This window comes from Pseudonocardia parietis, assembly GCF_017876315.1.
Classification (GTDB): domain Bacteria; phylum Actinomycetota; class Actinomycetes; order Mycobacteriales; family Pseudonocardiaceae; genus Pseudonocardia; species Pseudonocardia parietis.
Map to the genome: position 1 here is coordinate 6,069,787 of NZ_JAGINU010000001.1, position 25,908 is coordinate 6,095,694.

Genomic DNA, 25,908 nt, shown 5'->3' on the forward strand with positions numbered 1-25,908 from the left:
GTCGGCCGAGCATTCCTCCCCCAGCGAGGTCTCCGCAGGACGTGCCACGTCACGCGAGGAGACCTGTGACCAGGCCCCAGTTCCGCCCGCCCCTGCCCGATTCCGACGCCGGCCCCGCCCGTCGCCCACGCCGTCAGTCGACGCGCGCGGCCGGGCCGGCCGCGTCGAACGGCGAGGGCACCGCCCGTCGCCGCGACGACCGCTCCGGCTCCGGTGGTTCCGAGGGGACCGCCGGCCGGCGCGAGGACCGTGACCGCTCGGGCACCGCCGGGCGCCCGGCGCGCGGCCCCCGGCGCCGGGACGGCGAGCAGGCGAGCGACGGCCACCGGGGTGGCGCGCAGCGCGCCACCGGCGGCCCGCGCGGCTCGTCCGGCTCCGCCGATGCCCGCGGGACCGGGCGCGGCGGCGGCTCCCGCCGGCGCGGCGGGCGTCCGGAGCGGACGCAGCAGGACGGCGCCCGGCAGGGGTCCGCCCCGGCCAAGGGTGCGCAGTTCACCGCGCACGCCGAGGTCGAGCAGTGGGCCCCGCCGCCGTCGGGCATGCCGTCGTTCGCCGAGCTCGGCCTGCCCGAGCGCCTGGTGAAGGCGCTCGCCGACGCGGGCTTCACCGCCCCGTTCCCGGTGCAGGCCGCCACCCTGCCCGACGCTCTCGCCGGCCGGGACCTGCTCGGCCGCGGCCAGACCGGATCCGGCAAGACCCTCGCGTTCGGGCTGGCGCTGCTCGCCCGGATCGCCGGCGACCGCGCCCGCTCCACCGCACCACTGGGCCTGGTCCTGGTGCCGACCCGCGAGCTCGCCGGCCAGGTCGTCGACGTGCTGACCCCGCTGGCCGCGGCGGTCGACCTGCGGGTCACCGCCGTCGTCGGCGGGATGTCGATGAACAAGCAGATCGCCGAGCTGCGCCGCGGCGTCGACCTGCTGGTCGCCACCCCGGGCCGGCTCACCGACCTACTCCAGCAGGGCACCTGCAACCTGTCCGATGTCGCCGTCACCGCGCTCGACGAGGCGGACCGGATGGCGGACATGGGCTTCCTGCCGCAGGTCCGCACGATCATGGACCGCACGCCGTCCGACGGCCAGCGGCTGCTGTTCTCCGCGACCCTGGACGGCGAGGTCGACACCCTCGTCCGCCGGTACCTGACCGACCCGGTGACCCGGTCGGTGGCCTCGCCGACGGCCGGCGTCGACACGATGGAGCACCACGTGCTCGTCGTCGAGCACGACGACCGCTCCCGGGTGATCGCCGAGATCGCCGCGCGGGAGGGCCGCACGATCATGTTCATGCGCACCAAGCACGGCGCCGACCGGATGGTGCGGGTGCTGCGCCGCCAGGGCGTCGCGGCCGGGCCGCTGCACGGCGGGCGCTCACAGAGCCAGCGCAACCGGGCCCTGGACGAGTTCCGGTCCGGCGAGGTCCCGGTACTGGTCGCCACCGACGTGGCCGCCCGCGGCATCCACATCGACGACGTCGGCCTGGTCGTGCACGTCGACCCGCCCGCGGACCCGAAGGCCTACCTGCACCGGGCCGGGCGTACCGCCCGCGCCGGCGAGGAGGGCGTCGTCGTCACGCTGTCCACACCGGACCAGAAGCGCGAGGTCGACACGCTCACCAGGCAGGCCGGTGTGCGGCCGGAGGTCGCCACCGTCACGCCGGGCCACCCGGACCTGATCCGGGTGACGGGCGCGCGGGAGCCGTCCGGGGAACCGATCGCCACGCCGAAGCGCCAGCAGCAGCCCGCGCCGAAGCAGGGGCGCCGCCGGCACCGCTGAGAGTCGGCGCCTCTGCGGGGGCAGTACTTCTGCGGGGGCGGTGCTTCCGGGCGATCAGTGCTTCTGGGCCTCGCGGCGCAGCTGGAGGATCCGCCAGGTCCCCGGCACGGCGACGAGCAGCATGCCGGCGATGGCCGCGAAGAGCAGCGCCACCCCGGTGGGCAGCGTCCCGGTCAGCCACAGGAAGTTGATCGCGACCGGATCGGTGTTCTGCAGGATGAACACCAGCAGGAAGATCAGCACGATCGCCGAGAGGATCAGCGTCGCCCAGAGCCCGCCGATCCGGGTGTTCGGGACCTTCCGCCGGACCGTGGGGGTCTCGTCACCGGGCGGCCCGTCCCCGGTGGGGACGGCGACGGTCGGTTGCTCCGACGGTTCGATCTCGGTCGACGGGACCTTCATGGCGGGATAGGTCGCCGGGTCCTCCGTGGGATCCTCCGGGCCGACCCGCCCCCACTCCGGCGAGCCCCCGCCCCGTCGATCGTCGCTCATCGCACCGCCCCTCCGGTCGTCGTCGCGCCGGAGTATCGCGCACACTCCGCCGGTGCGACGGCGACGGGCGCGGCACGCCCGCGTGACGTCGGCGGCTATCCGGCCGGACGTGCCATGGGCAGGTGCCCGATGCCGTCCTCGACGAACCGCTCCCCCGCGACGACGAACCCGTGCCTGCCGTAGAACGCGACCTGGATCTCCTGCGCATCCAGCACGCAGGGCCCGGCGCCGACCTCGGCCAGCGCGGCGTCCAGCAGCCGGTGCCCGAACCCGCGACCGCGGGCGTCGGCACGCGTGCAGACCCGGCCGATCCGGTGGCCGCCACCCGGCTCCTGCAGCAGCCGCAGCGTCGCGAGCACCTCGGCGGTCCCGGTGTCGGCGAGCCAGTAGTGCCGGGCCCGCGGTTCCAGGTCCCGCCCGTCGAGCTCCTGGTAGGCGCACTCCTGCTCGACCACGAAGACCCGTGTGCGCAGTGCCAGCAGCGCGTAGAGGGTCTCGAGGTCCAGGTCGGGGGCCCAGCTGCGGCGCACCGTGGCGCCCGGGGTGTGCACGGCCATCCGCCGTGGGTACCAGAGGCTCGCCGCCCGGCGGAAGCGGTTAGCCTCGGGTGGTGGCACACCATGACCTGGTCGTCGTCGGCACCGGCTCCGGCAACACGTTTCTCGACGAACGGTTCGCCGGTCTCGACATCGCGCTGGTGGAGCACGGCGTGTTCGGCGGGACCTGCCTGAACGTCGGTTGCATCCCGACCAAGATGTACGTCTACGCCGCCGACGTGGCCGAGATCGTCCGGCACGCCCACACCTACGGCGTCGACGCGAGCGTCGACAAGATCCGCTGGACCGACATCCGGGACCGGGTGTTCGGCCGGATCGACCCGATCTCCGCGGGCGGGCGGGAGTACCGGGTCGACCGCAGCCCGAACGTGACCGTCTACTTCGGGCACGCCGCCTTCACCGGCGACCGGGAGCTCTCCGTCGAGCGCACCGACGGCTCGGGCACCGACACGATCAGCGGCGGCCGGGTGGTCGTCGCCGCCGGGTCCCGGCCGAGCGTGCCGCCGCTGGTCGCCGCGTCGGGGGTGCCGTTCGAGACCTCGGACACGGTGATGCGGCTGGACGCGCTCCCGCGCCGGATGGCGATCCTGGGCGGCGGCTACATCGCGAGCGAGTTCGCGCACGTGTTCTCCGCGCTCGGCGTCGAGGTCACCATGATCGTGCGCGGACAGAAGCTGCTGCGCCACCTCGACGACACGATCGCCGACCGCTTCACCGAGCTCGCCACCGCGCGCTGGGACTGCCGGCTCGGCCGCCAGGTCAGCGCGGTCTCCGGGGACGGCACCGGCGACGTCGGCGAGGTGCGGCTCGAGCTCGACGACGGCTCGGAGGTCGTCGCGGACACGCTCCTGGTGGCCACCGGCCGGGTTCCGAACGGCGACCGGATGGACCTCGACCGGGCCGGGGTCACGGTGCACGCCGACGGCCGCGTGGCGGTCGACGAGTACCAGCGCAGCGTCTCCGCGGACGGCGTGTGGGCGCTCGGCGACGTCTCCTCGCCGTACCAGCTCAAGCACGTCGCCAACCACGAGGCGAAGATCGTCGGCCACAACCTGGCGCACCCGGCGGAGCTGCGGGCCGCGAGCCACGACCTGGTGCCTGCCGCGGTGTTCACCGACCCGCAGATCGCCGCGGTCGGGATGACGGAGGCCGAGGCCCGTGCCGCCGGGCTCGACATCACCGTCAAGGTCCAGGACTACGGCGACGTCGCCTTCGGCTGGGCGATGGAGGACGGCACGGGGCTCTGCAAGCTGATCGCCGAGAAGGGAACCGGGCGGCTGCTCGGCGCCCACCTGCTCGGCCCGCAGGCGTCCACCCTGGTCCAGCAGCTCATCCAGGCCATGGTGTTCGGCCAGACCGTCGGCGAGATCGCCACCGGCCAGTACTGGATCCACCCGGCCCTGCCCGAGGTCATCGAGAACGCCCTGCTCGGGCTCGAGGTCTAGCTCGCCGCGCGTTCGACCGGGTCGCCCGGGGCCTCCGGGCCTGCCGTCGCGTCCGGGTCGTACGGCGTCGCCGGCCGCGTCTCGTCGCGGAGCCCCTCGAGCAGCGCCGTGACCTCGTCCATGATCTTCGTCGTGGCCGCGTCCAGCGTGGTGCGGGTCAGCGGCTTCCCGGCGAACTCGGACAGGTCGACGGGCGGGCCGATCGCGATCCCGATCCGCCGGCGCGGGCGGAACCGGGGCTTCCCCTCGGCCGGCAGGAAGTCCTGGGTGCCCCAGTTGGCCATCGGGATCACCGGCGCCCCGGACCTCAGCGCGATCCGGGCGACGCCGTTCTTCGGCTTCATCGGCCAGCCGTCCGGGTCCGCGGTGTAGGTGCCCTCCGGATAGACGGCGACGAGCTCACCACGGTTCAGCGCGTCGATCGCGCCGGCGAACGACTCCCCCACCCGCTTGGACGCCCGGTAGACCGGGATGTGCCCGCCGCGCCCGAGCACCCACTTCACGACCGGGACCTGCCACAGCTCGGACTTCGCCATGAACCGGGGCATCCGGCCGTGCGTGGTACCGAAGGCGATGTCGAAGATCGGGTCGGAGCCCGAGACGTGGTTGCCGACCAGCAGCGCACCGCCGGTGCGCGGGAGGTGCTCGCCGCCGCGCCAGCCGAGCCGGGTGCCCCACAGCACGAACGGCCAGATCAGCGCGATCGCCAGGCCGAACCAGAACCCGGATCCGCGGCGGCGGCGCCGCACCGTGGCCGCGATCCGCTGCCGCACCGTCAGCTCCGGTGGCATGCCCATCGTGTCGTCCCCTCTGTCGGTCACTTCTGTCCGCACGCCCGGTCGGCTCCGGACCGTGCGGGTCGCCGCTCCATCTTCGCCGGTCGCGGGTGGCCGCAGCGACGCACCCGGGCGATGATCGGGTGGGAGCCGCTCGTGCCCGGTCATCCTCCGCAGGGGCCCTGCCCGCGGCGTCCGTGCTCCTACCGAGGTGGCACCCGCCCGACCGCCCCACGAGCGCAACCTCGTGACCTCAATCACCGCGATTGTCGAGATACTCGATAACCAAGGTATATGTGTTGTCACGCGCTCCGGTATCCGGTTCGTGACGTCGGTCCCACCGGACCGACCGCCGGGCCCCCGCCCGACGAACGCCCCGTCGAGAACCGTCCCCGGTGCCCCGCGCACCCCGTCCCCGCGAGGTGCCCGTGCCCGATCCGACGCCGTGGCTGGAGACCGTGGGCCGCGACCGTCCCGAGCCCGCCGCCGTCGTGCTCGTCGCGCACGGCGGGAAGGCGCACTCGACGGCGTCCGCGCACCGCCGCGGGCTCGCCCACCGTCGGATGCTGCCGTTCGCGCGTTCGCTCGAGCGGGCCGGGCGCCCGCATCGGACCGGGCTCGGCTCCGGGGTCGCCGTGTACGTGCTGCGCTACCGGTTCAAGGGCTGGAACGGCCCGGCGACGGACGCCTACCGCGACGCCGCCTGGGCGGTCGCCGAGATCGCGCGACGGCACCCGGATCGGCCGATCGTGCTGGTCGGGCACTCGCTGGGCGGGCGGGCGGTGCTGCGCGCCGCGGACGGGCCGGGGGTCATCGCCGTCTGCGCGCTGGCTCCGTGGCTGGACGGCACCGACCCGGTGGCGCAGCTCGCCGGCCGCGCCGTGCTCGTCGCACACGGTGACCGCGACCGGATGACCGACCCGGCGGCGTCGTACGAGTTCGCCCTGCGCGCCCGTGCCACCACCGCACGGGTCGCGCGGTTCGAGGTACTCGGCGACGGCCACGCCATGCTCCGCCGGGCCCGCGAGTGGCACGCGCTGGTGCGCCGTTTCGTACTCGGTGAGATCGGGGCCGAACCCCTCGACCGGTCGATCACGAATGCCGTGCGGGAGCCCGCGCCGGCAGGGCTGCGGGTCGCGCTCGGCGCCGGCGAGCACCCGGGCCCCGATGGATCCCGAGAGCAGAAGGAGTGAGGCGATGACCGGTCGACCGACCGTCGCGGTGGTGGGTAGCGGGGTGTCCGGCCTGACCGCCGGCTACCTGCTCTCCCGATCCCACGACGTCACGCTCTACGAGGCCGACGACCGCCCCGGCGGCCACGCCCACACCCACGAGCTGGCGACCTCCGACGGCGGCCTCACCCACGTCGACACCGGCTTCATCGTCCACAACGACCGCACCTACCCGAACCTGCTGCGCCTGTTCGGCGAGCTCGGGGTGTCCACGCAGGACTCCGAGATGTCGATGTCGGTGCGCTGCGACGGTTGCGGACTGGAGTACGCCGGGGCCCGGGGACCGGCCGGGCTGTTCCCGCAGCCGTCCACCGTGGCCCGCCCGCAGTACCTGCGGATGCTCGGCGAGGTGGTCCGGTTCCACCGGCACGCCCGCCGCGTCCTCGAGGCCGATGACGCCGGTGACGTCACGCTGGGCGCGTTCCTGGCGATCGGCGGCTACTCGCGCTACTTCGTGCAGCACTTCATGATCCCGGTGGTGTCCTGCGTGTGGTCGGCCGGCGCGGCGGTCTCCACCGACTACCCGGCCCGCTACCTGTTCACCTTCCTCGACCACCACGGGATGCTCTCGCTCGGCGACTCGCCGCAGTGGCGCACCGTCACCGGTGGTTCCCGGTCCTACGTGGACCGGATCGTCAAGCAGCTCCCCGTGGTACGGACCGCGACGCCGGTCCGCTCGGTCCTGCGCACCCCGGCCGGGGTCGAGGTGCGCGACGACGCCGACGCCGTCGCGGCCTTCGACAAGATCGTCGTCGCCACCCACCCGGACCAGGCGCTGCGCCTGCTCGGCGACGACGCCACCCCCGGCGAGCGCAACGTCCTGGGTTCCTTCTCGTACTCGCACAACGAGACCTGGCTGCACCACGACACCTCGCTGCTGCCGCGCGCCCGCCGCGCCCGGGCGGCGTGGAACTATCTCAAGCCGGCCTGCACCGCGTCCGCCGAGGCGCCGGTGCTGGTCAGCTACGACATGAACCGCCTGATGCGGCTCACCGACCCGGACGACTGGGTGGTCACCCTGAACGGTGCCGGTCGGGTCGACCCGGACACCGTCGTCGCCCGGATGCGGTACGAGCACCCGATCTACACACCGGAGTCGGTGGCCGCGCAGCGGCGGCTGCCGGAGCTGAACACGCCGGTCACCGCCTACGCGGGCGCGTACCACGGCTGGGGCTTCCACGAGGACGGTTGCGCCTCCGGGGTGCGGGCGGCGCGGGCGCTGGGCGTCTCGTGGTGACCCCTGCCCTGTACGACGCGCAGGTGCGCCACGGCCGCCGCCGCGACCTGGCGACCTCGTTCGCGCACCGGATCTACCTGTGGCTGGTCGACCTCGACGACCTGCCCGAGCTGCCGCGGTGGCTGCGCCCGTTCGCCCGGTTCGACGCGCGCGACCACCTCGGCGCCCCGGACCGGAGCATCCGGGAGAACGTCGACGACTTCCTCTCCGGGCACGGCATCGACCTGGCGGGCGGCCGGGTGCTGATGCTCGCGCACGCCCGGGTGCTCGGCCACGTGTTCAACCCGATCTCGGTCTTCTGGTGCCACCACGCCGACGGGACGCCGGCCTGCGTGATCGCCGAGGTCCACAACACCTACGGCGAGCGGCACAGCTACCTGCTGCACCCCGACGACGCCGGACGCGCGCAGGTGGCGAAGGAGTTCTACGTCTCCCCGTTCCTGACCGTCGACGGGCACTACGCGATGTGCCTCCCCCGGCCGGACGAGCGTCTCGGGATCACCGTCACCCTCCACCAGGACGGGGCGCCGGCGTTCGTCGCGACGCTCACCGGGCGGCGGCACCCGGCGACACCGGCGCAGGTCGCCCACGCCGTGCTGGGGCGGCCGCTGGTCACCCGGTGGACCTCGGCCCTGATCCGGTGGCACGGCGTCGGGCTGTGGCTCCGTCGGCTGCCGGTCGTGACCCGCCCCACGCACCCGCCGCAGAACCGGACGGCCCGGCCCGCCGAATCCTCACCGGACCGATCACGGGAAGGGGTCACGCGATGACCATGCAGCACGACGCGCCGGCGCCCGGCCGGCCACGCGACGACCGGACGAACACACACACGCTGCCCCGTCCGAGCGAGGGCGTCTGGCCCGGGCTCGCCACCCCGCCGGTGGCGCCGGTGAAGGCGCGGATCGCGGAGTCGCTGTTCCGCAACGCCGTCCGGTCGCTGCCGGTCCGCGTGGTGTTCCCCGGTGGGGAGCGGATCGGCGCCGGCGGACCGGACTCCCCGGTGATGCGGATCGAGCGGCCCGCAGCGTTCTTCGCGCGGCTCGGGGCGCATTCGAAGATCGGCTTCGGTGAGTCCTACATGGTCGGTGACTGGACGAGCACCGACCTGCCCGGGCTGCTCACCCCGTTCGCGGCCACGCTGTCCACCCTGGTCCCACCGGCACTGCAGCGGGTCGCCCGCCGGCGGGTCGAGGCCCGCAGGCCCCGCGAGGAGGTCAACTCGCTGGAGGGGTCGCGGGAGAACATCCACCGGCACTACGACCTGTCCAACGACCTGTTCGCGCTGTTCCTCGACGACACCATGTCCTACTCCGCGGGCTGGTTCGCCGACGGCTCCGACGACCTGCTCCTCGCCCAGGAACGCAAGATCGACGGAATCCTCGACATGGCAGGCGTGCGCGACGGCATGCACGTGCTGGAGATCGGGACCGGCTGGGGCGGGCTCGCCACGCGGGCGGCCCGGCGCGGCGCGCGGGTCACCACGCTGACCATCTCGAAGGAACAGCAGCAGCTCGCCGAGGCCCGGCTCGCCGAGGCGGGCGTCGCGGACCGGGTGCAGGTGCTGCTGCGCGACTACCGCGAGGCCCGCGGGGCCTACGACGCGGTCGTGAGTGTCGAGATGGTCGAGGCGGTCGGCGCCGAGTACTGGCCGACCTACTTCGCCGCGCTCGACCGGCTGCTCAAGCCGGGCGGCCGGGTCGGCCTGCAGGCGATCACCATGCCGCACGACCGGATGGTCGTGTCGCAGGACGACTACACCTGGATCCACAAGTACGTCTTCCCGGGCGGGCTGATCCCCTCGGTCACCTCGATCGAGCGCAACCTGGCCGCCGACACCACGCTGCACGTCGCCGAACGCCGGAGCCTCGGCCCCGACTACGCCCGCACGCTGGGCCGGTGGCGCGAACGCTTCCTGGACCGGTGGGACGACGTCGCCGCGCTCGGCTTCGACGAGACGTTCCGCCGGATGTGGGAGTTCTACCTCGGCTACTGCGAGGCCGGTTTCCGCGTCGGGTACCTCGACGTCTTCCAGATGGGACTGGCGCGCCGGTGAGCACCTCTCGCGGCCGGGGCCACGACGCCCACTCACGAACCACCCCCGCCCAGCGGCTCGCCACCCTGCTCGAGGACGTCCTCGGGGCACCGCTACCGGTGCGGCTGCGGGCCTGGGACGGCAGCGAGGCCGGTCATCCCGGCACCCCCGCCGACCCGGACCCGCCGACCGTGATCGTGCACCGGCGGCGCGCGTTGCGCCGGCTGCTGTGGAGCCCGGGTGAGCTCGGGCTGGCCCGCGCGTTCGTCTCCGGCGACCTGTCGGTGGAGGGTGACGTCGCCGACGGGCTGTCGAGGTTCTGGCGGCTCGCCCAGCCGGGCACCGGCGCCGTACGGCTCGACCTGCGGCGCAAGCTCGGTGCGCTGCGCACGGCGGCCCGGCTCGGCGCGATCGGCCCACCGCCGAAGGCTCCCGGATCCGAGGCGCAGCTCGGCGGGCGGCTGCACACCCGCCGCCGGGACCGGGCCGCGATCAGCCACCACTACGACCTCTCCAACGAGTTCTACGCCTTCCTGCTCGATCCGCGGATGGCCTACTCGTGCGGCTACTGGACCCGGAACGAGAGCCCCGACTACGGCCTGGCCGACGCCCAGCGCGACAAGCTGGACCTGATCTGCCGCAAGCTCGGGCTCGCACCGGGGATGCGGCTGCTCGACGTCGGCTGCGGCTGGGCGTCGCTGTTGGTGCACGCCGCCGAGCACTACGGCGTGCACGCCACCGGGATCACGCTGTCCGCGCAGCAGCGCGACTACGGCATCGAGCGCGTCCGCCGGGCGGGGCTCGGCGACCGCGTCGAGATCCGGCTGCAGGACTACCGCGAGCTCTCCACCGACGACCGCGCGGAGCCCTTCGACGCCGTGGCCTCGATCGAGATGGGCGAGCACGTCGGCCAGGACAACTATCCGGTCTACGCCGCGCAGCTGCACCGGCTGCTGCGCCCGCACGGGCGGCTGCTGCTGCAGCAGATGTCCCGCGGCGCGTCCGGGACGAACACCGCCTCCGGCGGTGGCGCGTTCATGACCGCCTACGTCGCCCCGGACATGCACATGCGCCCGCTCGGCGAGACGCTGGCCTTCCTGGAGCGGGCGGGCCACGAGATCATCGACGTGCACTCGCTGCGCGAGCACTACGTCTGGACGGTCCGGCCCTGGCTCGACACACTGCAGCAGCACCGGGAGACCGCGATCCGCATGATCGGCGCGGAACAGTGGCGGGTGTGGCTGCTCTACCTGGCGGGTGCGGCACTGGCGTTCGAGGAGAACCGGATGGGGGTACACCAGATCCTCACCGTGCGCACCGGCGCGGACGGCACGTCCGGGCTCCCGCGCAGCCGCACCGGCATCCTGGGCCTCGACCCGGCAGCCCCCTCCCCCGTCGTGGCGCGCTGAGCGACCGGCCAAGATCATCGAACCGGGCACACCCGGCCCGACGAACACCCCGGCACGATCCCCACCCCGTACGAGGAGAGCACCCATGGCCGTCGGAGACCTCGCCACCGACTTCGAGCTGCCCGACGAGACCGGTACCCCGCGCCGGCTCACCGACCTGCTCATGCAGGGCCCGGTCGTGCTGTTCTTCTACCCCGCCGCGATGACCGGCGGCTGTACCCAGGAGGCCTGCCACTTCCGGGACCTGTCGGTCGAGTTCGCCGCGCTCGGCGGGCAGCCGGTCGGGATCTCCAGCGACGCGGTGGACAAGCAGGGGATGTTCGCCGCCGCGAACGGTCTGGCCTTCCCGCTGCTGTCCGACGCAGGGCACACCGTGGCGAAGGCGTACGGCGCGTGGCGGTCCTGGCTGCCGGGCAACCTGCACACCCGGCGCCGGACGTTCGTCATCGACACCGACCGGCGGATCCTCGCCGAGATCGGGTCGGAGACCACGATGACCAAGCACGCCGACGACGCGCTCGCGGTCCTGCGGGAGCGCGCCGCCGCCTGAGCGGCTACGGCAGCGTCAGGATCTCGGCGCCGTCGTCGGTGACCACGAGGGTGTGCTCGAACTGCGCCACCCAGGACTTGTCCTTCGTGACGACGGTCCAGTCGTCGTCCCAGGTGTCGTGGTCCACCCCGCCGAGGGTGATCATCGGCTCGATCGTGAAGGTCATCCCGGGCTCGAGGACCGTGTGCACGTCCGGCTGGTCGTAGTGCAGCACGACCAGGCCGGAGTGGAACTCGTGGCCGATGCCGTGCCCGGTGAAGTCCCGGACGACGCCGTAGCCGAACCGCTTGGCGTAGGACTCGATGACCCGCCCGACCACGTTCAGCTCGCGGCCCGGACGGACCGCCTTGATCGCCCGCATGGTCGCCTCGCGGGTGCGCTCGACCAGCAGCCGCGCCTCCTCGGAGACGTCCCCGGCCAGGAACGTGGCGTTGGTGTCACCGTGCACACCCCCGATGAACGCGGTGACGTCGACGTTCACCACGTCGCCGTCGTCGATCACCGTGGTGTCCGGGATCCCGTGGCAGATGACCTCGTTGAGGCTGGTGCAGCAGGACTTCGGGAAACCGCGGTACCCCAGCGTCGACGGGTAGGCGTCGTGGTCGATCAGGAACTCGTGGACGACCCGGTCGACCTCGTCGGTCGTGATGCCGGGCCGCACGGTCTCCCCGGCCAGGACCAGCGCCTGCGCGGCGATCTTCCCGGCGTGCCGCATGAGCTCGAGGGTCTCGGGGGTCTGCACGTCACCGTTGCGGCTGCGCGCCGGTGCCGGCTTGCCGACGTACTCCGGGCGCGGAATGTGCGCCGGCACCTCGCGGATCGGGGTCGGCGTGCCGGGGACGAGCAACGTGCGGGTGGCCATGTCCCCATGGTAAGCGTCGGCGACGCCCCCTAGCCGCGTGACGTCGCCCGCGCCGCGTGCACGCGCGCCGCGCCGGCGGCGATCCCGCGCCAGCCCAGCAGCAGCACCGCCAGTGCAACCACGGTGACGATCGCGAACGACAGCGGCAGCCGCCCGAGGAAGCCCCAGCGCAGCGCGAGCCCGACGCCGGCGGTCAGCACCAGCACCACCGCCCCGGCCCGCACCGACACCGGCTGCGCGCGCACCCACGGCGTCGCCCACGCCACCGCGATCCCGACGAGGAACGGCAGCGCGGTGCCGAGCAGGCCGGACAGGCTGCCGGACTCGGCGTGGCTGGTCCGCCCGACGGCGGCGAACACCACGACCGCGACCAGGTCGGCGGCGAGTGCCAGGGCGGGGATCCGGCTCGGATGCACGACGACCAGGGTAGGCCCTGCGGGGTAGGGAGCCGCTCGGTCCTGATGTTCGCTCCGCGAGCTCCGCTCAGCGGGGCACGCCGGCCAGGAAACGGTCCGTCAGCTGCACCGCCGGCCCGGACGAGCCGCCGTCCACGATCAGCGTCGCGAACGCGAGGTCGCCGCGGTAGCCGGTGAACCAGCCGTGCGCGCGGTTCGTGCCGTCCGGGCCCGCGTACTCGGCGGTGCCGGTCTTGCCGAACACCTCGCCCCGCCCGTTCACCGCGGTCGCGGTCCCGGAGGTGACGACCTCCCGCATCATCGGCCGCAGCTGCTCGAGCACGGCCGGATCCGGGGTGCCGGGCGCGACGGTCGCCTCGGTGGTCGTCCCGCGGATCAGCGACGGGGTGACCGGGGCGCCGTGCGCGACCGTCGCCGACACCATCGCCATCCCGAACGGCGAGGCCAGCACATCGCCCTGCCCCATACCGTCGGAGGCGCGCTGCAGGTCGTCGGTGGCCGCGTCGACCGTCCCGGTGATCGTCGTCATGCCGGGGATGCTCCAGTCCGCGCCGAACCCGAGCTCCTTCCCCGCGGTGGGCAGCGCGTCCGGCGGCAGGCCGAGCGCGAGCTGGGTGAAGGTCGTGTTGCAGGACCGCGCGAACGCCTGCTGCAGCGGCACGGTCCCGAGCGCGAACGTGTCCTCGTTCGGGATCGTGCGCCCGTCGATGACGGTGGTGCCCGGGCACTGGACCGGCGACTGCGGTGTGAGGTTCTCCGCCGGCATCGCCGCGTAGGCGGTCACGATCTTGAACGTCGATCCCGGTGGGTAGCGGCCGGTCAGCGCCACGGCACCGTCCCGGTCGGCGGGCGCGTTCTGTGCGACGGCCAGCACGGCACCGGTGGACGGCCGCACCGCGACGATCATGGCTTGGCGGGACTCCCCGTCGACGGCGCCCTGCGCGGCCTCCTGGACCGCGCGGTCCAGCTCCAGGGTGACCGGCTGCGCCGGGCCGGGCGGGACACCGGCGAGCGAGGTGACGGTCGCACCGTTCGGGCCGACGGCGTCCACCGACCAGCCGGGCGTACCGCCCGCCGCCTTCTCGATCTCGGGGCGAGCGCCCTGGATGACCTGGCTCGCGAAGCCGGAGTCCGGGGGCAGCAGCCGGGTCGACGGCACGAACCGCACTCCCGGCAGCTCGTAGATCTGATCGCGAACCCGCTGGTAGTCGGGTTCGCGCAGGACGGCGACGGTGTAGGCCTGCCCCTCCGGTGTGGCGTTCGCACCGTTGGTGATCGACTGCCGGGTGATCGCGGGGTCGACCTGGCCGAGCGCCGAGCCGAGCGGCCCCGCGACCTGCTCCGCGTTCCGGCGGTCCAGAGTGATCGAGACGACCGGGGTGGGGGCGAGCAGCGTGGCGCCGCTCGCGTCGAGAACGGGCGCGGGCTCCGCCGTGACCGTGCGGTTCACCGGCCGCTGCCCCTCACCGAGGCCCGGGGCGAACGCCGCCGGGGACCAGTCGACCGCCCAGCCGGTGTCGTTCGCGGCGGTCTCCGGAGCCGGCACCAGCGGCAGCTCCAGCGTGTAGTCCCAGGTCCGGCCCGGCCCGAGCTCCCAGTGCACCTCGACGGTCGCGCTCGCCCGCTGCTCCTCGGTCCGGGTGCCGTCGACGCGGGCGGTCATCGCCGTCGCCGCCAGGTCGGTACGGGCACGCTCCAGGTACGTCGCAGCCGCGGCCGGGTCGGTGGTGAGCCCGGCGGCGGCCTGCGCGTTCCCGATCTGCCAGGCCTCCGCGTACTGCTCGGCGGTGTCTCCCGCCCCGCCCCAGGGACGCAGCAGTGCCACGACGACGCCTGCCGCCACGAGCACGGCGATCACGGCGACGAGGACGACGGGGTGGTTCCGCAGGGAGCGCAGCACGGTCGTCGAGTATGCCGACCGGGAGATCACGTCGAGATGAAGGCCCCGGTGCTCAGGCCTCCCGGGCCGGCTGTGGCTCCCGGGCCGGCTCCCGGGTCGGCTCCCGGGTGGACAGCGACCCGCCGGCCGACAGGGACTCGCGCACGGTCCGCAGCATCGCGACGAGCTCGGCCGCCCGGTCGTCGGCGAGTCCGGTCGACCCGGCCGCGTTGAACGCCTGCACCAGTGGCCACGCCCGGTCCAGGGCTGCGTGCCCGTCGTCGGTCAGCTCGAGCCCCGCCCGCCGCCCGCGGCCGCCCGGGCCGTCCCGGCGGACCAGCCCCCGCTCGACGAGGTCGGCGACCAGCTCCCCCACGCTCTGCGGGCGCAGCAGCACGATCCGCGCCAGCTCGGCCTGTGACGGCGACGGCTTCTCGTGCCGTGCCCGGTCCGCGAGCTCCGCGAGCACCCCGAACTGGGTCGCCGTGAGCCCGGCCTCGGCGAACACCCGGTGGAAACCGCGGGCGACGACGTGCGCGGTGCGGACGATCTCCCACAGCGGTACCTCTTGCACGACCGCAGAGTATCAGGCACCTTGTAGTGAATCAGGCACCTGCTACTGCATGGTGCAGCCGGCCCAGGCGAGTCCGGACACCCGGTGATCGACGGTCGTGGAGTGGAGCGTTCGCGTGGCGTTCGCTCCACTCCTCGACCGTCGATCATGAGGAGGGTTCCGGTCGGCGCCGGGTCGGTTCTCACCCTTTCTGGAGGCGTCATGCGGGTCGTGGTGGCCGGAGCCGGCATCGGCGGGCTCGCGCTCGCCCAGGGGCTGGCGCGGGCGGGGATCGAGGTGGTCGTGCTCGAACGGGACGCCCGCCCGCAGGACACCGGCGGCTACCGGCTGCACCTGGACGACGACGCCCACGCGGCGCTGCAGCGGCTGCTCCCACCGTCGGTCCTGCAGGCTGTGCTGGCCTCGGCGGCAGGTGGGGAGACCTTCCGCCGGTTCTCGATCTGCGATCACCGGATGCGGGTGCTGACCACCGAGGAGATGCCGCCCGGCGATCGGCTGATGATCGGCCGGGTCCCGCTGCGCACACTGCTCGCACACGGCGTCGACGTCCGGTGGCGGTCGGCCTACCGCAGGCACACCACCGGCGTCGGCGGACGACTGCGGGTCGAGCACGACGGCGGCACCGAGATCGCGGACGTGCTGGTGGGGGCGGACGGCACCGTCTCGGCCGTGGTGCACGCACTCGCCGGGCGCCCGCTGTCGGCGCCGGTCGGTGTCGACGGGATCGCCGCAAAGGTCCCGCTCGACGACGGGGCTCGCGCACTGCTGCCGGCTGCGCTCGCCTGCGGTCCGGCGCTCGCGATCGCACCGGGTGGGCTCGGGGTGTTCCTGAGCGTGCACGATCCGGCCACGAGCCCGGTGGCGCCGCCGGTGTGCACGTCGCCGGCCGCCGTCGGGGAGCCGGCCTCGCTCGTGCTCGGACCGATGCTCGCCACCGGGCGGTTCCGGCGCGATCCGCACGACCTCGACGGACCCGAGCTCGTCACCCTGCTCGGCGAGCTGCTGCGGGGCTGGCATCCCGACCTGCGCGAACTCGCCCGGCGGGCCGACCCGGCGACCGTCGCGTCCTTCCGGTTCCGCGCCTCCGACCCGGACGCCGATCCCACCCCGTGGCCGTCCGGCACGGTGACCGCGATCGGCGACGCGGTCCATGCGATGCCGCCGACCGGCGGGCAGGGCGCGGCGACCGCGATCCGGGACGCCGACGTCCTCGCCCGGCACCTGCGTCGCGCCCGGGACGGGGAGACGACGATCCCGCTCGCGCTGCACGCCTACGAGCGGGAGATGGCGGCCTACGGGCCGGACGCGGTCCGCGAGTCGCTACGACCGCTCGCGACCCAGCGCCGATTGTCCGGGCCCGCGGGCGGCCTGCTGCTCCGGGCCGCCGGTGTCTCAGCCGGCGCACGGTCCCGGTTGCGCAACCTCAGAACAGCACGGTCGCGAACTGGGCGACCTGGGTGAACCCCGCCCGCCGGTACGCGGCGCGGGCGGGCCCGTTGAAGGCGTTGACGTACAGGCTGGCACAGCGCCCCATCGACGCCAGTGCGACGGCGACGGACGCGGTCCCGGCCGTCCCCAGCCCGTGCCCGCGCCACGACGGATGCACCCACACGCCCTGGATCTGTCCGACCGTCCGTGACATCGCGCCGACCTCGGCCTTGAACACGACCTCGCCGTCGTGGAAGCGGGCGAACGCCCGGCCCGAGTTGATCAGCTCGGCGACCCGGGCGCGATAGCCTGCGCCGCCGTCGCCGTCGCGGGGATCGACCCCGACCTCCTCGGTGAACATCGCGACGGCCGCGGGCAGGTAACGGTCGAGCTCGTCGATCCGGACCGGCCGCACGTGCGGGTCGGCGGGGATCGCGGGCATGCCGTACAGGCTCATCAGCGGCTGGTCGGCCCGGATCTCGCGGGCGGGACCCCAGACGGGTGCGAGCTCGTCCCACAGCGGCAGCACCAGCTCGGCGCGACCGACCAGCGAGGAGCAGACCCGGCCGCTGCGCCGCGCCCGGTCGGCGAATGCCCGGATCGCGGAGCGCTCACCGCGCAGTGGCACGAGGTTGGCACCGGAGAAGCAGAGCCCGTCGGCCGGGGCCCCGTAGGACCAGAGCTCACCGCCGAGCCGCCACGGGTCCAGCCCGACGGCCTCGATCCGCGCGGCGACCATGCAGGAGGCGACGGGATCGGCATCGAGTGCATCGTGCACCCCGGAGCGGTGACGATCGTCGAGAAGCCGTGCACCGGCCACCCTCAGCACGGAACTCATCATGCCACGCTCCTACCGGTTTCAGCGCACATGCTCGCCCCGCTCAGTGCAGACACTCGCTCCGCACCCTCCGCTCAGCGCACATGCTCGCTCCGGCAATCTCAGCCGACCGTCACCTGAGGCTCGCCCGCAGCACCGTCGACGGGCTCACCCATGTCCTCGGCGATCCGCATGGCCTCCTCGATGAGGGTCTCCACGATCTTGTGCTCGGGCACGGTCTTGATGACCTCGCCCTTGACGAAGATCTGCCCCTTGCCGTTGCCCGACGCGACACCCAGATCGGCCTCGCGGGCCTCCCCCGGGCCGTTCACGACGCAGCCCATGACGGCCACCCGCAGCGGGACCTCCATGCCGGTCAGACCGGCGGTGACCTCGTCGGCGAGCTTGTAGACGTCGACCTGGGCGCGCCCGCAGGACGGGCAGGAGACGATCTCCAGCTTGCGGGGCCGCAGGTTCAGCGACTCGAGGATCTGCTGCCCGACCTTGATCTCCTCGACCGGCGGCGCGGACAGCGACACCCGGATCGTGTCCCCGATCCCCTGGCGCAGCAGCGCTCCGAACGCGACCGCGGACTTGATCGTGCCCTGGAACGCCGGGCCCGCCTCGGTGACGCCGAGGTGCAGCGGGTAGTCGCACTGCTCGGCCAGCAGCTCGTAGGCACGCACCATGACGACCGGGTCGTTGTGCTTCACCGAGATCTTGATGTCGTGGAAGTCGTGCTCGGCGAACAGGCCCGCCTCCCACATCGCCGACTCCGCGAGGGCCTCCGGGGTCGCCTTGCCGTACTTCTCCATCAGCCGCTTGTCCAGCGAGCCGGCGTTGACCCCGATCCGGATCGGGGTGCCGTGGTCGCGCGCCGCGTGGGCGATCTCGCGGACCTGGTCGTCGAACTTGCGGATGTTGCCGGGGTTCACCCGGACCGCGGCGCAGCCGGCCTCGATCGCGGCGAAGACGTACTTCGGCTGGAAGTGGATGTCGGCGATCACCGGGATCTGCGACTTCTGCGCGATCGCGGGCAGTGCCTCGGCGTCGTCGGCGGACGGGCAGGCGACCCGGACGATGTCGCAACCGGCCGCGGTCAGCTCGGCGATCTGCTGCAACGTCGCGTTGACGTCGGAGGTCAGGGTGGTCGTCATCGACTGCACGGAGATCGGGTGCTCGGAGCCGACACCGACCGGGCCGACCTGCAGCTGCCGGGTCTTCCGGCGCGGGGCCAGGGTCGGCGCGGGCGCGGACGGCATACCCAGGGAGACGTTCACGACCCTCACTATCCCATCGGCGTCGAGAGCCCGCCGTACCCCGTGAGCGGACGCACCCCGTACCGCCGTCACCGCCTGCGATTCATCTGCTCCCGCACGGTCGAGGTCCTCGCGCAGCCGCGGGTGGAGGAGCCCGGCCAGGTGCCGGACGTCGTCAGCGCTCGCCATGACGTCCACGGTGAGCAGTGGTTCGTGGTGCGCCACCCGATTACGGAGCTGGTGCAGCCGGCCGATGCGCGTATCGACGTCACGCCGTTCCGTCCCGCGTGGGAAGGCACGGTGCAGCGCCGGTCGCCACAACGTCACCTCGTGCGGCAGACGTCAGGTAGCGCCAGAATCCGAACGACAGCTGGGCGACGACCTTCCCTGGTGGCGCTGCCCGTCCCACCTCCCGCCGCGCATGCTCCAGCGAAGCTCGAGACCGTGCGTTGATGTCGACGGTCGTGCGGACTGCGCCCCCTGCGGAACGCCGCCTCCGGGTACGACGTAACGGCGCGAAGACCTGGTTTCCGCACGCGGTCCAGTGTTCCGGCAAGCCGGGAAGGGTTTCGAGCGCACGGTCGTACGCGTTGCGCAGCCCGACCTCGAGATGAGCGAGATCGTGCATCAGTGCGGCCCCCAGCCTCGTGTTCCACTCGTAGAGTTCGAGAGCGTGACGGGCGTCGCCCCCGGCGGCTACGCGGTATACAGCGAAGCGAGGACTACTCAGCCACCACTCCACCCAGGCCAGGGTCTCCTGGTCGCTTTCTTCCATGGCTGTCCGGCCTCGTGTAACCTGGTCCGCAGAAAGCCCCGGTGGACCTCTGACCTCAGTCACGTCGCCGGGGCTCCGTCATTCTCGGATGAATGACCCGACGACCGCGGCGATTCGACTCAGGTCCGTCCCTGGTTCTCCTGCGCGTCCTGCAGCGTCGACGAGTGCGGCAGCCAGGTCGCCAGCTCGACCGGCCACCCGTCCGCCTCCAGGGTCCGTACGACGGCCGGGTCGTCGTCGAGGATCATCGCGATCTCCCGCTCCCGGGCCAGGCCCCGCAGCACCTCGCGTTTGACGTAGCGGGCGGGGCGCAGGTCGTCGTCGGGGCGCATGTAGAGCGGCCCGGTGGGCAGCCCGAACCCGGCGAGCCAGCGCTCGGTCAGCCGCCGGTTCCGCTCCGGGCGCCCGGTCAGGTACACGACGTCGTAGTGGTCGAGGGCCTCCTCCAACCGATCGGCGCCCTCGTCGAGCAGCGGGTCGGCGTGCGCGGCGGCGAAGAACTTCTCCCACCGGTGCACATCGAGGAAGTGCAGGCGGTGCGAGACGTCGGCGAGCACGCCGTCGATGTCGAAGACCGCCAGTGGACGCGGGTGGCTCGCAGGACTCACCCGAAGATCCGCACCGGGTTGACGATGTCGGCGATCGCGACCACGACCGAGAAGCCGAGGAACACCAGCACGAAGACGTAGGCGAACGGCAGCAGCTTGGCCGCGTCCACCGGGCCGGGATCGGGTCTGCCGAACGCACGCGCGGTGTTCCGCTTGATCGACTCCCAGATCGCGGGGACGATCTGGCCGCCGTCCAGCGGCGGGATCGGCAGCAGGTTGAGCAGGAACAACGAGACGTTCACCGCGGCCAGCATGTTGAGGAACAGGCCCACGTCCTGCTGCCAGGGTGCGTCCTCCTGGGCCAGGATCTCGCCGCCGATCCGAGACACGCCGACGACGCCCATCGGGCTGTCGTCACTCCGCTCCTCGCCGAGGAACGCCGCGCCGAACAGGGCGGGTACCCGGGAGGGGATCTGAGTGATCGCCTCGGCGGTGCCCGCGACAACCCCGCCGATGTACTCGACGACCTCACCCGGGCTCTGCTGCACGTAGTCGCCGGGCAGCAGGCCGACCCCCAGGAAACCGGCGGTCACGGCCCGGTCCGGGTCGGCGAAATCGGCGACCTGGTTCTCGATGACGTCGACGGTCAGCGGCAGGCGCTGGCCGTTGCGCTCGACCACGATCGGGGTCGGTCCGGAGGTGACCCGGATCGCCTCACGCAGTTCCATGCCGTCGTTCGGGCCGTACTCCCGGCCTGCGAGGGACACGATCCGGTCGCCCGGGAGCATTCCGGCCGCCGCTGCAGGGGCGAGCGGCGCTCCCGCCGGGCACCGGTCGTCCACGGGCGCGGACGCCGTTGCCGGGAGTACGCACTCACTCACCGCACTGACCTGGGTCCCACCGGCCTGGATACCGATCCCCATCAGGATTCCGGCGAACAATCCGATGGCCAGGATCAGGTTCATGAACGGCCCGGCGAACATGACGATGATCCGCTTCCACGGCGCACGCGTCCAGAACTGCCGGTCCGCGTCCTGCGGCAGGACGTCCATCTGCGACTGCGCCCGGGCGTCGTCCATCAGCCCCTGGAACGGCCCGGTGCGCCGGCTGCGGCCGAGCCGCCCCTGCCCGGGCGCCGGCGGCAGCATGCCGATCATGCGGACGTAGCCGCCGAGCGGGATCGCCTTGACGCCGTACTCGGTCTCGCCCCGCTTGACCGACCAGACGGTCTTCCCGAAGCCGACCATGAACTCCGGGACCTTGATCCCGAACCAGCGGGCGGTGGCGAAGTGGCCGAGTTCGTGCCACGCGATCGAGACGAGCAACCCGAAGAAGAAGATCGCGATCCCGACGATCGTCCACAGAACGGTCACGACGCCGCCTTCTCCCGCGCGTGGGCGCGGGCCCACTCCTCGGCCGCCAGCACGTCCGCCACGGTAGCCGGGTCACCCGTCCAGGTGTCGGCCGCCTCCAGCACGCCTTCGAGCAGGTCGGTGATGCCGGTGTAGCCGATCCGCCCGGCCACGAAGGCCTCGACGAGCTCCTCGTTGGCGGCGTTGAGGACGGCGGGCAGGCAGCCGCCCCGTCCCCCCGCGGCGCGGGCGAGGCGGACGCCGGGGAACGCGTCGTCGTCCAACGGCTCGAAGGTCCAGGTGTGCGCCGCGGTGAAGTCGCACGCGGGTGCGGCGCCGGCGATGCGGTCCGGCCAGCCCAGCGCCAGCGCGATCGGCAACCGCATGTCCGGCGGGGACGCCTGTGCGATCGTGGAGCCGTCGGCGAAGGTCACCATCGAGTGGACGATCGACTGCGGGTGCACGGTGACGTCGATCCGGTCGTACGGGACACCGAACAGCAGGTGCGCCTCGATGACCTCGAGCCCCTTGTTGACCAGGGTCGCCGAGTTGATCGTGATGACCGGGCCCATGTCCCAGGTCGGGTGCTTCAGCGCCTGCTCGACCGTGACGCCCGCCAGGTCGTCCCGGGTGCGCCCGCGGAACGGCCCGCCGGACGCGGTCAGCACCAGGCGTTCCACCTCCGCCTCCCGCCCGCCGCGCAGGCACTGGGCCAGCGCCGAGTGCTCGGAGTCGACCGGCACGATCTGGCCGGGCGCGGCCGCCGCGAGCACCAGCGGACCGCCCGCGACGAGGGACTCCTTGTTCGCCAGGGCCAGCCGGGCGCCGGTCCCCAGCGCCGCCAGGGTCGGCCCGAGACCGCGGGAGCCGGTGATGCCGTTGAGCACGACGTCGGCGCCGCACGCGGTCACCAGCTCCGCGGCAGCGGACGGACCGTCCAGCACCTCGACGCCCGGCAGCTCGGCCCGCAGCCGGGCCGCCGCGTCGGCGGAGGACACCGCCACCCGGGGGACGCGGTGCTCACGCACCTGGGAGATCAGCAGCGGCGCGTCCGAGCCGCCCGCGGCCAGCCCGGCGACCGTGAACCCACCGGCCTGCGTGATCACATCGAGGGCCTGGGTGCCGATCGACCCGGTGCTGCCCAACACGACGAGTGACTTCATCACCGCACATCATCCTCGGCCGCCCGGCTGTGCGACGATGACCCCGACCCCCAGGTGGTCGAATCGGTCGTAGCGGGAGGAAGCACGTGGCGAGCAACGTACGCGAGGTCGCTGTCCGGTCGGGTGTCGACCCGGCCGAGGAGCCCTCGGTCGACTGGGGCTGGCACCAGAACTTCACCAAGGGCATCCCGATCGCCGCGGGATCGACCGGCATCATCCTGCTGCTGTTCCTGATCGGCCACTCGGCCAGCTGGACCGAGATCCTCTACATGGCGATCCCGGCCGCCGTCTGCCTGGTGGGCGCGGTGGCGTACCCGATCTACAAGCGGCGCAGCTGGCGGCACTGACCCGAGCTGACCCCCGATGGCCGCAGGCGCGGGCGAACCGGTCGAACTGACGATCGGTGACCGCGTCGTGCGGCTGTCCAGCCCGGACCGGGTCTACTTCCCGGACCGCGGTGAGACCAAGCGGGACCTCGCGGCGTACTACGAGTCGGTCGGCGACGGGATCGTCCGCGCGCTGCGTGAGCGGCCCTGCATGCTGCACCGCTTCCCGACCGGCGTCACCGGGGAGAAGGTGCACCAGAAGCGGCTGCCGCGCGGCGCCCCGGACTGGGTCCGCACGGTGCGGGTGCACTTCCCGCGTTTCAACCGCACCGCCGACGAGCTGTGTGTCGGTCATCTCGCCGACGTGATCTGGGCGGTCCAGATGTCCACCGTGGAGTTCCATCCGTGGAACTCCCGCGCCGCCGACGTCGAGTCCCCCGACGAGTGGCGGATCGACCTCGACCCGATGCCGGACGCGTCGTGGGCGGACGTCCGCCGCGTCGCCGGGGTGGTGCACGAGGTGCTCGACGAGCTCGGAGCCACCGGTTTCCCCAAGACCTCCGGCGGGTCCGGCCTGCACGTCTACGTGCGCATCCCGCCCGAGCACGGGTTCGCCGACGTCCGCCGGGCCGCGCACGCGTTCGCCCGCGAGGTCGGGCGGCGCTGCGACCGCGTGGACCTGTCCTGGTGGCGCAAGGACCGGGACCCGTCGAAGATCTTCGTCGACTACAACCAGAACGCCCGCGACCACACGATCGCCTGCGCCTACTCGGTGCGCGGCACCCCGGACGCGCGGGTGTCCGCCCCGGTGCGCTGGGACGAGATCGACGACTGCGAGCCCGGTGACTTCACGATCGCGACGATGCCGGCCCGGTACGACGAGCTGGGCGACCTGCACGCCGGGATCGACGAGGCCGTCTTCACCCTGCACCCACTGCTGGAATGGGCGGACCGGGACGCCCGCGACGGCGCCCCTCCCCCGGACCTGCCCGACCTCGACGAGGGCTGATCCCGCCGATCACCCGGATGCCCGTCGCGGCACCGGACGCACCGTTCCCGGCACCTGGCAGGATCGGCGGCGTGGAGGACGGGTTCCGTAAGCGGCAGCTCAACCGGCTCGGCTACGGCGTCGGCGGCGGCCTGGTCGTCGGCTGCGCGGTCTGGACGCTCACCGGTGCCTGGTGGTGGCTGCTGGTGCTCCTGGCGGTCGGGGGCGCGCTCGGCCTGTTCCTGCGTGCGACGACCCCGCCGGATCCGCAGCGCTGACCCGGTCACCGCTCGGCGGCGCCGCGGAGCCGGGCGAACTCGGCGACCATCGCCGCCCGGGACCAGTGCGCGTTCAGCCCGGACGGGTTGGGCAGCACCCAGATCCGGCTGTCGCCCAGCCGGTCGTCCTGCTCCCCGACCACGGCGCCACGGCGGCCGAACGCGGTCCGGTAGGCGCCGATCCCGACCACCGCCAGCCAGCCCGGACGGTGGTCTCCGACCAGGCGGCGCAGGCGCTCCCCGCCGGCGACCAGCTCGTCGTCGGTCAGCTCGTCGGCCCGCGCGGTCGCCCGCGGCGCCATGTTCGTGATCCCCAGACCCAGCCCGGCGAGCAGCCCCTGCTCCCCCGGTGTCAGCAGGCGCGGCGTGAGTCCGGACTCGTGCAGCACCGGCCAGAACCGGTTGCCCGGACGCGCGTAGTGGTGCCCGGTCGCCGCGGAGACCAGGCCCGGGTTGATCCCGCAGAACAGCACCCGCAGCGGCGGGTCGTCCGGCCCGGGCAGCACGTCCGGGATCGTCCGCCCGCGGGCGCGGTCCAGCTCGTCGCGATCGGGCAGTCGTCCCACCGCTCCAGTGTCCCCACCGCTGAGTTCACCGCGCCCGGCCGGTCCACCCCGTACGGGCGAGCCGGGATGCCCGCACCCCTGCCCGAGAGGAGACTGCCCACCGTGGACCTGCCCGTGATGCCTCCGGTGAAACCGATGCTGGCCAAGCCCGCGCCGTCGATCCCCGACGGACGGCTCTACGAGCCCAAGTGGGACGGCTTCCGCTCGATCATCTTCCGGGACGGCGACGAGGTCGAGATCGGCTCCCGCAACGAGCGGCCGATGACCCGGTACTTCCCCGACGTCGTCGAGGCGGTGAAGGCGCACTTCCCGCCGCGCTCGGTGATCGACGGCGAGATCGTCGTCGCCGATCTCGAGAGCAACCGGCTCGACTTCGAGGCGCTGCAGCAGCGCGTGCACCCCGCCGCCAGCCGGGTGACGCTGCTCTCGACGCGGACGCCGGCGTCGTTCGTGGCGTTCGACCTGCTGGCGCTGGGATCCGAGGATCTCACCGATCGCCCCTTCGCCGAGCGGCGCGCGCGGCTCGAGGACGCGCTGGCCGACGCGGGCCCGCCGGTGCACCTCACCCCGATCACGTCCGACACCGGCACCGCGCAGCGCTGGTTCGAGACGTTCGAGGGCGCCGGGCTGGACGGGCTGATCGCGAAGGACCCGGCGGGCACCTACCAGCCCGACAAGCGGGTGATGACGAAGGTCAAGCACCAGCGGACCGCGGACTGCGTCGTCGCCGGGTACCGGGTGCACAAGTCCGGGCCGGACGCCGTCGGGTCGCTGCTGCTCGGGCTCCACGACGAGCGCGGCACCCTGGTCTCGGTCGGGGTGGTCGGCGCGTTCACGATGGCCCGGCGGCGCGAGCTGATGACCGAGCTGCAGCCGCTGGTCACCGACTTCGACGAGCACCCGTGGGCCTGGGCGAAGCAGCTCGAGGGCGAGCGGACCCCGCGCAAGTCCGAGACGAGCCGGTGGAACGCCGGCAAGGACCTGTCCTTCGTGCCGCTGCGGCCCGAGCAGGTGGTCGAGGTGCGCTACGACTACATGGAGGGCGCCCGCTTCCGGCACACCACGCAGTTCGTGCGGTGGCGCCCGGACCGCGACCCGGCCTCCTGCACCTACGACCAGCTGGAACACCCGGTGCGCTTCGACCTCGCCGAGGTGCTGGCCAGCAAGGGCTGACAGGG

General features: G+C 73.2%; 27 protein-coding genes. 14 read left to right on the plus strand and 13 right to left on the minus strand.

Annotation, left to right across the window (positions count from 1 at the left end; translation table 11 throughout):
- Positions 1–65: 65 nt before the first annotated feature.
- Entirely contained in the window at positions 66–1,769 is a 1,704-nt protein-coding gene (locus JOF36_RS28445) for a DEAD/DEAH box helicase (protein WP_372447418.1), read from the plus strand.
- Between the two features lie 54 nt (positions 1,770–1,823).
- On the opposite strand, the gene JOF36_RS28450 is transcribed toward JOF36_RS28445, so the two are convergent.
- Both JOF36_RS28450 and JOF36_RS28455 read right to left on the minus strand, forming a co-directional pair.
- A complete protein-coding gene (locus tag JOF36_RS28450; protein ID WP_210032971.1) occupies positions 1,824–2,261 on the minus strand; it encodes a LapA family protein in 438 nt (145 codons plus the stop codon).
- A gap of 95 nt (positions 2,262–2,356) precedes the next feature.
- Positions 2,357–2,818, minus strand: a complete 462-nt coding sequence (locus JOF36_RS28455; RefSeq protein ID WP_210032981.1) for a GNAT family N-acetyltransferase — start codon at positions 2,816–2,818, stop codon at positions 2,357–2,359.
- Positions 2,819–2,871: 53 nt separating this feature from the next.
- On the opposite strand from JOF36_RS28455, the gene JOF36_RS28460 reads away from it, so the two are divergent.
- Positions 2,872–4,263 (plus strand): mycothione reductase, encoded by a 1,392-nt coding sequence (locus JOF36_RS28460; RefSeq protein ID WP_210032990.1) that lies wholly within the window; start codon positions 2,872–2,874, stop codon positions 4,261–4,263.
- Here the strand turns inward: JOF36_RS28460 and JOF36_RS28465 are convergent.
- Positions 4,260–5,060, minus strand: coding sequence for a lysophospholipid acyltransferase family protein (locus JOF36_RS28465; RefSeq protein ID WP_245351014.1), 801 nt, complete (start codon positions 5,058–5,060; stop codon positions 4,260–4,262). The genes JOF36_RS28460 and JOF36_RS28465 overlap by 4 nt on opposite strands.
- Positions 5,061–5,467: 407 nt before the next feature.
- On the opposite strand from JOF36_RS28465, the gene JOF36_RS28470 reads away from it, so the two are divergent.
- The 6 genes from JOF36_RS28470 to JOF36_RS28495 all read left to right on the plus strand — a co-directional run bounded on the left by JOF36_RS28470 (position 5,468) and on the right by JOF36_RS28495 (position 11,499).
- The gene (locus tag JOF36_RS28470) at positions 5,468–6,232 is read left to right on the plus strand and encodes an alpha/beta hydrolase (protein WP_307862633.1); all 765 of its coding nucleotides are present in this window, start codon (positions 5,468–5,470) and stop codon (positions 6,230–6,232) included.
- Between the two features lie 4 nt (positions 6,233–6,236).
- Complete coding sequence (locus tag JOF36_RS28475; RefSeq protein ID WP_210033000.1) at positions 6,237–7,508, plus strand: NAD(P)/FAD-dependent oxidoreductase; 1,272 nt, start codon at positions 6,237–6,239, stop codon at positions 7,506–7,508.
- Positions 7,502–8,278: a DUF1365 domain-containing protein gene (locus tag JOF36_RS28480; protein WP_210033002.1), complete on the plus strand. Its 777-nt coding sequence runs from the start codon at positions 7,502–7,504 to the stop codon at positions 8,276–8,278. The genes JOF36_RS28475 and JOF36_RS28480 overlap by 7 nt, the downstream gene beginning before the upstream one ends.
- A 2-nt stretch (positions 8,279–8,280) precedes the next feature.
- Positions 8,281–9,561, plus strand: a complete 1,281-nt coding sequence (locus JOF36_RS28485) for an SAM-dependent methyltransferase (RefSeq protein ID WP_245352735.1) — start codon at positions 8,281–8,283, stop codon at positions 9,559–9,561.
- Entirely contained in the window at positions 9,558–10,949 is a 1,392-nt protein-coding gene (locus JOF36_RS28490) for an SAM-dependent methyltransferase (protein WP_210033007.1), read from the plus strand. Before JOF36_RS28485 ends, JOF36_RS28490 begins: the two co-directional genes overlap by 4 nt.
- A gap of 85 nt (positions 10,950–11,034) precedes the next feature.
- Positions 11,035–11,499, plus strand: coding sequence for a peroxiredoxin (locus JOF36_RS28495; protein WP_210033009.1), 465 nt, complete (start codon positions 11,035–11,037; stop codon positions 11,497–11,499).
- A 4-nt stretch (positions 11,500–11,503) separates the two neighbouring features.
- Here JOF36_RS28495 and map read toward each other — a convergent pair whose 3' ends face one another.
- The 4 genes from map to JOF36_RS28515 form a co-directional block, all read right to left on the minus strand.
- Positions 11,504–12,361, minus strand: a complete 858-nt coding sequence (gene map / locus JOF36_RS28500; RefSeq protein ID WP_210033011.1) for a type I methionyl aminopeptidase — start codon at positions 12,359–12,361, stop codon at positions 11,504–11,506.
- Between the two features lie 29 nt (positions 12,362–12,390).
- Positions 12,391–12,777 carry a DUF3054 domain-containing protein gene (locus JOF36_RS28505; RefSeq protein ID WP_307862634.1) on the minus strand — a complete coding sequence of 129 codons (387 nt, stop codon included), beginning with the start codon at positions 12,775–12,777 and terminating at the stop codon, positions 12,391–12,393.
- A gap of 67 nt (positions 12,778–12,844) precedes the next feature.
- A complete protein-coding gene (locus JOF36_RS28510) occupies positions 12,845–14,677 on the minus strand; it encodes a penicillin-binding transpeptidase domain-containing protein (protein WP_210033013.1) in 1,833 nt (610 codons plus the stop codon).
- A gap of 52 nt (positions 14,678–14,729) precedes the next feature.
- The gene (locus JOF36_RS28515) at positions 14,730–15,230 is read right to left on the minus strand and encodes a MarR family winged helix-turn-helix transcriptional regulator (protein ID WP_210033015.1); all 501 of its coding nucleotides are present in this window, start codon (positions 15,228–15,230) and stop codon (positions 14,730–14,732) included.
- A gap of 201 nt (positions 15,231–15,431) precedes the next feature.
- Here JOF36_RS28515 and JOF36_RS28520 point away from each other — a divergent pair, with 201 nt between their 5' ends.
- Positions 15,432–16,691 (plus strand): FAD-dependent oxidoreductase, encoded by a 1,260-nt coding sequence (locus tag JOF36_RS28520; RefSeq protein ID WP_210033017.1) that lies wholly within the window; start codon positions 15,432–15,434, stop codon positions 16,689–16,691.
- Here JOF36_RS28520 and JOF36_RS28525 read toward each other — a convergent pair.
- Positions 16,654–17,487 (minus strand): GNAT family N-acetyltransferase, encoded by an 834-nt coding sequence (locus tag JOF36_RS28525; protein ID WP_210036301.1) that lies wholly within the window; start codon positions 17,485–17,487, stop codon positions 16,654–16,656. The genes JOF36_RS28520 and JOF36_RS28525 overlap by 38 nt on opposite strands.
- Before the next feature lie 110 nt (positions 17,488–17,597).
- Positions 17,598–18,755, minus strand: a complete 1,158-nt coding sequence (gene ispG / locus JOF36_RS28530; protein ID WP_210033025.1) for a flavodoxin-dependent (E)-4-hydroxy-3-methylbut-2-enyl-diphosphate synthase — start codon at positions 18,753–18,755, stop codon at positions 17,598–17,600.
- Between the two features lie 42 nt (positions 18,756–18,797).
- On the opposite strand from ispG, the gene JOF36_RS28535 reads away from it, so the two are divergent.
- Positions 18,798–19,187, plus strand: coding sequence for a hypothetical protein (locus tag JOF36_RS28535; RefSeq protein ID WP_210033027.1), 390 nt, complete (start codon positions 18,798–18,800; stop codon positions 19,185–19,187).
- Positions 19,188–19,628: 441 nt separating this feature from the next.
- On the opposite strand, the gene JOF36_RS28540 is transcribed toward JOF36_RS28535, so the two are convergent.
- Genes JOF36_RS28540 through dxr form a run of 3 tightly spaced genes read right to left on the minus strand, consistent with a single transcriptional unit; the run spans position 19,629 to position 22,572 of the window.
- A complete protein-coding gene (locus JOF36_RS28540; protein ID WP_210033035.1) occupies positions 19,629–20,117 on the minus strand; it encodes a phosphatase domain-containing protein in 489 nt (162 codons plus the stop codon).
- Positions 20,114–21,430: a M50 family metallopeptidase gene (locus JOF36_RS28545; RefSeq protein WP_307862635.1), complete on the minus strand. Its 1,317-nt coding sequence runs from the start codon at positions 21,428–21,430 to the stop codon at positions 20,114–20,116. The genes JOF36_RS28540 and JOF36_RS28545 overlap by 4 nt, the downstream gene beginning before the upstream one ends.
- Positions 21,427–22,572: a 1-deoxy-D-xylulose-5-phosphate reductoisomerase gene (gene dxr, locus JOF36_RS28550; protein WP_210033038.1), complete on the minus strand. Its 1,146-nt coding sequence runs from the start codon at positions 22,570–22,572 to the stop codon at positions 21,427–21,429. Before dxr ends, JOF36_RS28545 begins: the two co-directional genes overlap by 4 nt.
- Positions 22,573–22,658: 86 nt before the next feature.
- Between dxr and JOF36_RS28555 the strand changes: the two genes are divergently transcribed.
- The 3 genes from JOF36_RS28555 to JOF36_RS28565 all read left to right on the plus strand — a co-directional run bounded on the left by JOF36_RS28555 (position 22,659) and on the right by JOF36_RS28565 (position 24,164).
- Complete coding sequence (locus JOF36_RS28555; protein WP_210033040.1) at positions 22,659–22,919, plus strand: DUF2631 domain-containing protein; 261 nt, start codon at positions 22,659–22,661, stop codon at positions 22,917–22,919.
- Between the two features lie 16 nt (positions 22,920–22,935).
- The gene (gene ligD / locus JOF36_RS28560; RefSeq protein ID WP_210033043.1) at positions 22,936–23,907 is read left to right on the plus strand and encodes a non-homologous end-joining DNA ligase; all 972 of its coding nucleotides are present in this window, start codon (positions 22,936–22,938) and stop codon (positions 23,905–23,907) included.
- 71 nt (positions 23,908–23,978) lie between these two features.
- Positions 23,979–24,164 carry a hypothetical protein gene (locus JOF36_RS28565; protein ID WP_210033045.1) on the plus strand — a complete coding sequence of 62 codons (186 nt, stop codon included), beginning with the start codon at positions 23,979–23,981 and terminating at the stop codon, positions 24,162–24,164.
- Positions 24,165–24,169: 5 nt separating this feature from the next.
- Here JOF36_RS28565 and mug read toward each other — a convergent pair whose 3' ends face one another.
- Complete coding sequence (gene mug / locus JOF36_RS28570; RefSeq protein ID WP_210033047.1) at positions 24,170–24,730, minus strand: G/U mismatch-specific DNA glycosylase; 561 nt, start codon at positions 24,728–24,730, stop codon at positions 24,170–24,172.
- Between the two features lie 102 nt (positions 24,731–24,832).
- Between mug and JOF36_RS28575 the strand changes: the two genes are divergently transcribed.
- Positions 24,833–25,903: an ATP-dependent DNA ligase gene (locus tag JOF36_RS28575; RefSeq protein WP_210033055.1), complete on the plus strand. Its 1,071-nt coding sequence runs from the start codon at positions 24,833–24,835 to the stop codon at positions 25,901–25,903.
- Positions 25,904–25,908 lie beyond the last annotated feature (5 nt).

Excerpts from the sequence above, each read along its gene's own strand:
- JOF36_RS28450 (WP_210032971.1), bottom strand. The coding sequence starts at position 2,261 with ATGAGCGACGATCGACGGGGCGGGGGCTCGCCGGAGTGGGGGCGGGTC.
- JOF36_RS28455 (WP_210032981.1), bottom strand. The coding sequence starts at position 2,818 with ATGGCCGTGCACACCCCGGGCGCCACGGTGCGCCGCAGCTGGGCCCCC.
- JOF36_RS28465 (WP_245351014.1), bottom strand. The coding sequence starts at position 5,060 with ATGGGCATGCCACCGGAGCTGACGGTGCGGCAGCGGATCGCGGCCACG.
- JOF36_RS28475 (WP_210033000.1), top strand. The coding sequence starts at position 6,237 with ATGACCGGTCGACCGACCGTCGCGGTGGTGGGTAGCGGGGTGTCCGGC.
- JOF36_RS28485 (WP_245352735.1), top strand. The coding sequence starts at position 8,281 with ATGCAGCACGACGCGCCGGCGCCCGGCCGGCCACGCGACGACCGGACG.
- JOF36_RS28495 (WP_210033009.1), top strand. The coding sequence starts at position 11,035 with ATGGCCGTCGGAGACCTCGCCACCGACTTCGAGCTGCCCGACGAGACC.
- map (WP_210033011.1), bottom strand. The coding sequence starts at position 12,361 with ATGGCCACCCGCACGTTGCTCGTCCCCGGCACGCCGACCCCGATCCGC.
- JOF36_RS28520 (WP_210033017.1), top strand. The coding sequence starts at position 15,432 with ATGCGGGTCGTGGTGGCCGGAGCCGGCATCGGCGGGCTCGCGCTCGCC.
- dxr (WP_210033038.1), bottom strand. The coding sequence starts at position 22,572 with ATGAAGTCACTCGTCGTGTTGGGCAGCACCGGGTCGATCGGCACCCAG.
- ligD (WP_210033043.1), top strand. The coding sequence starts at position 22,936 with ATGGCCGCAGGCGCGGGCGAACCGGTCGAACTGACGATCGGTGACCGC.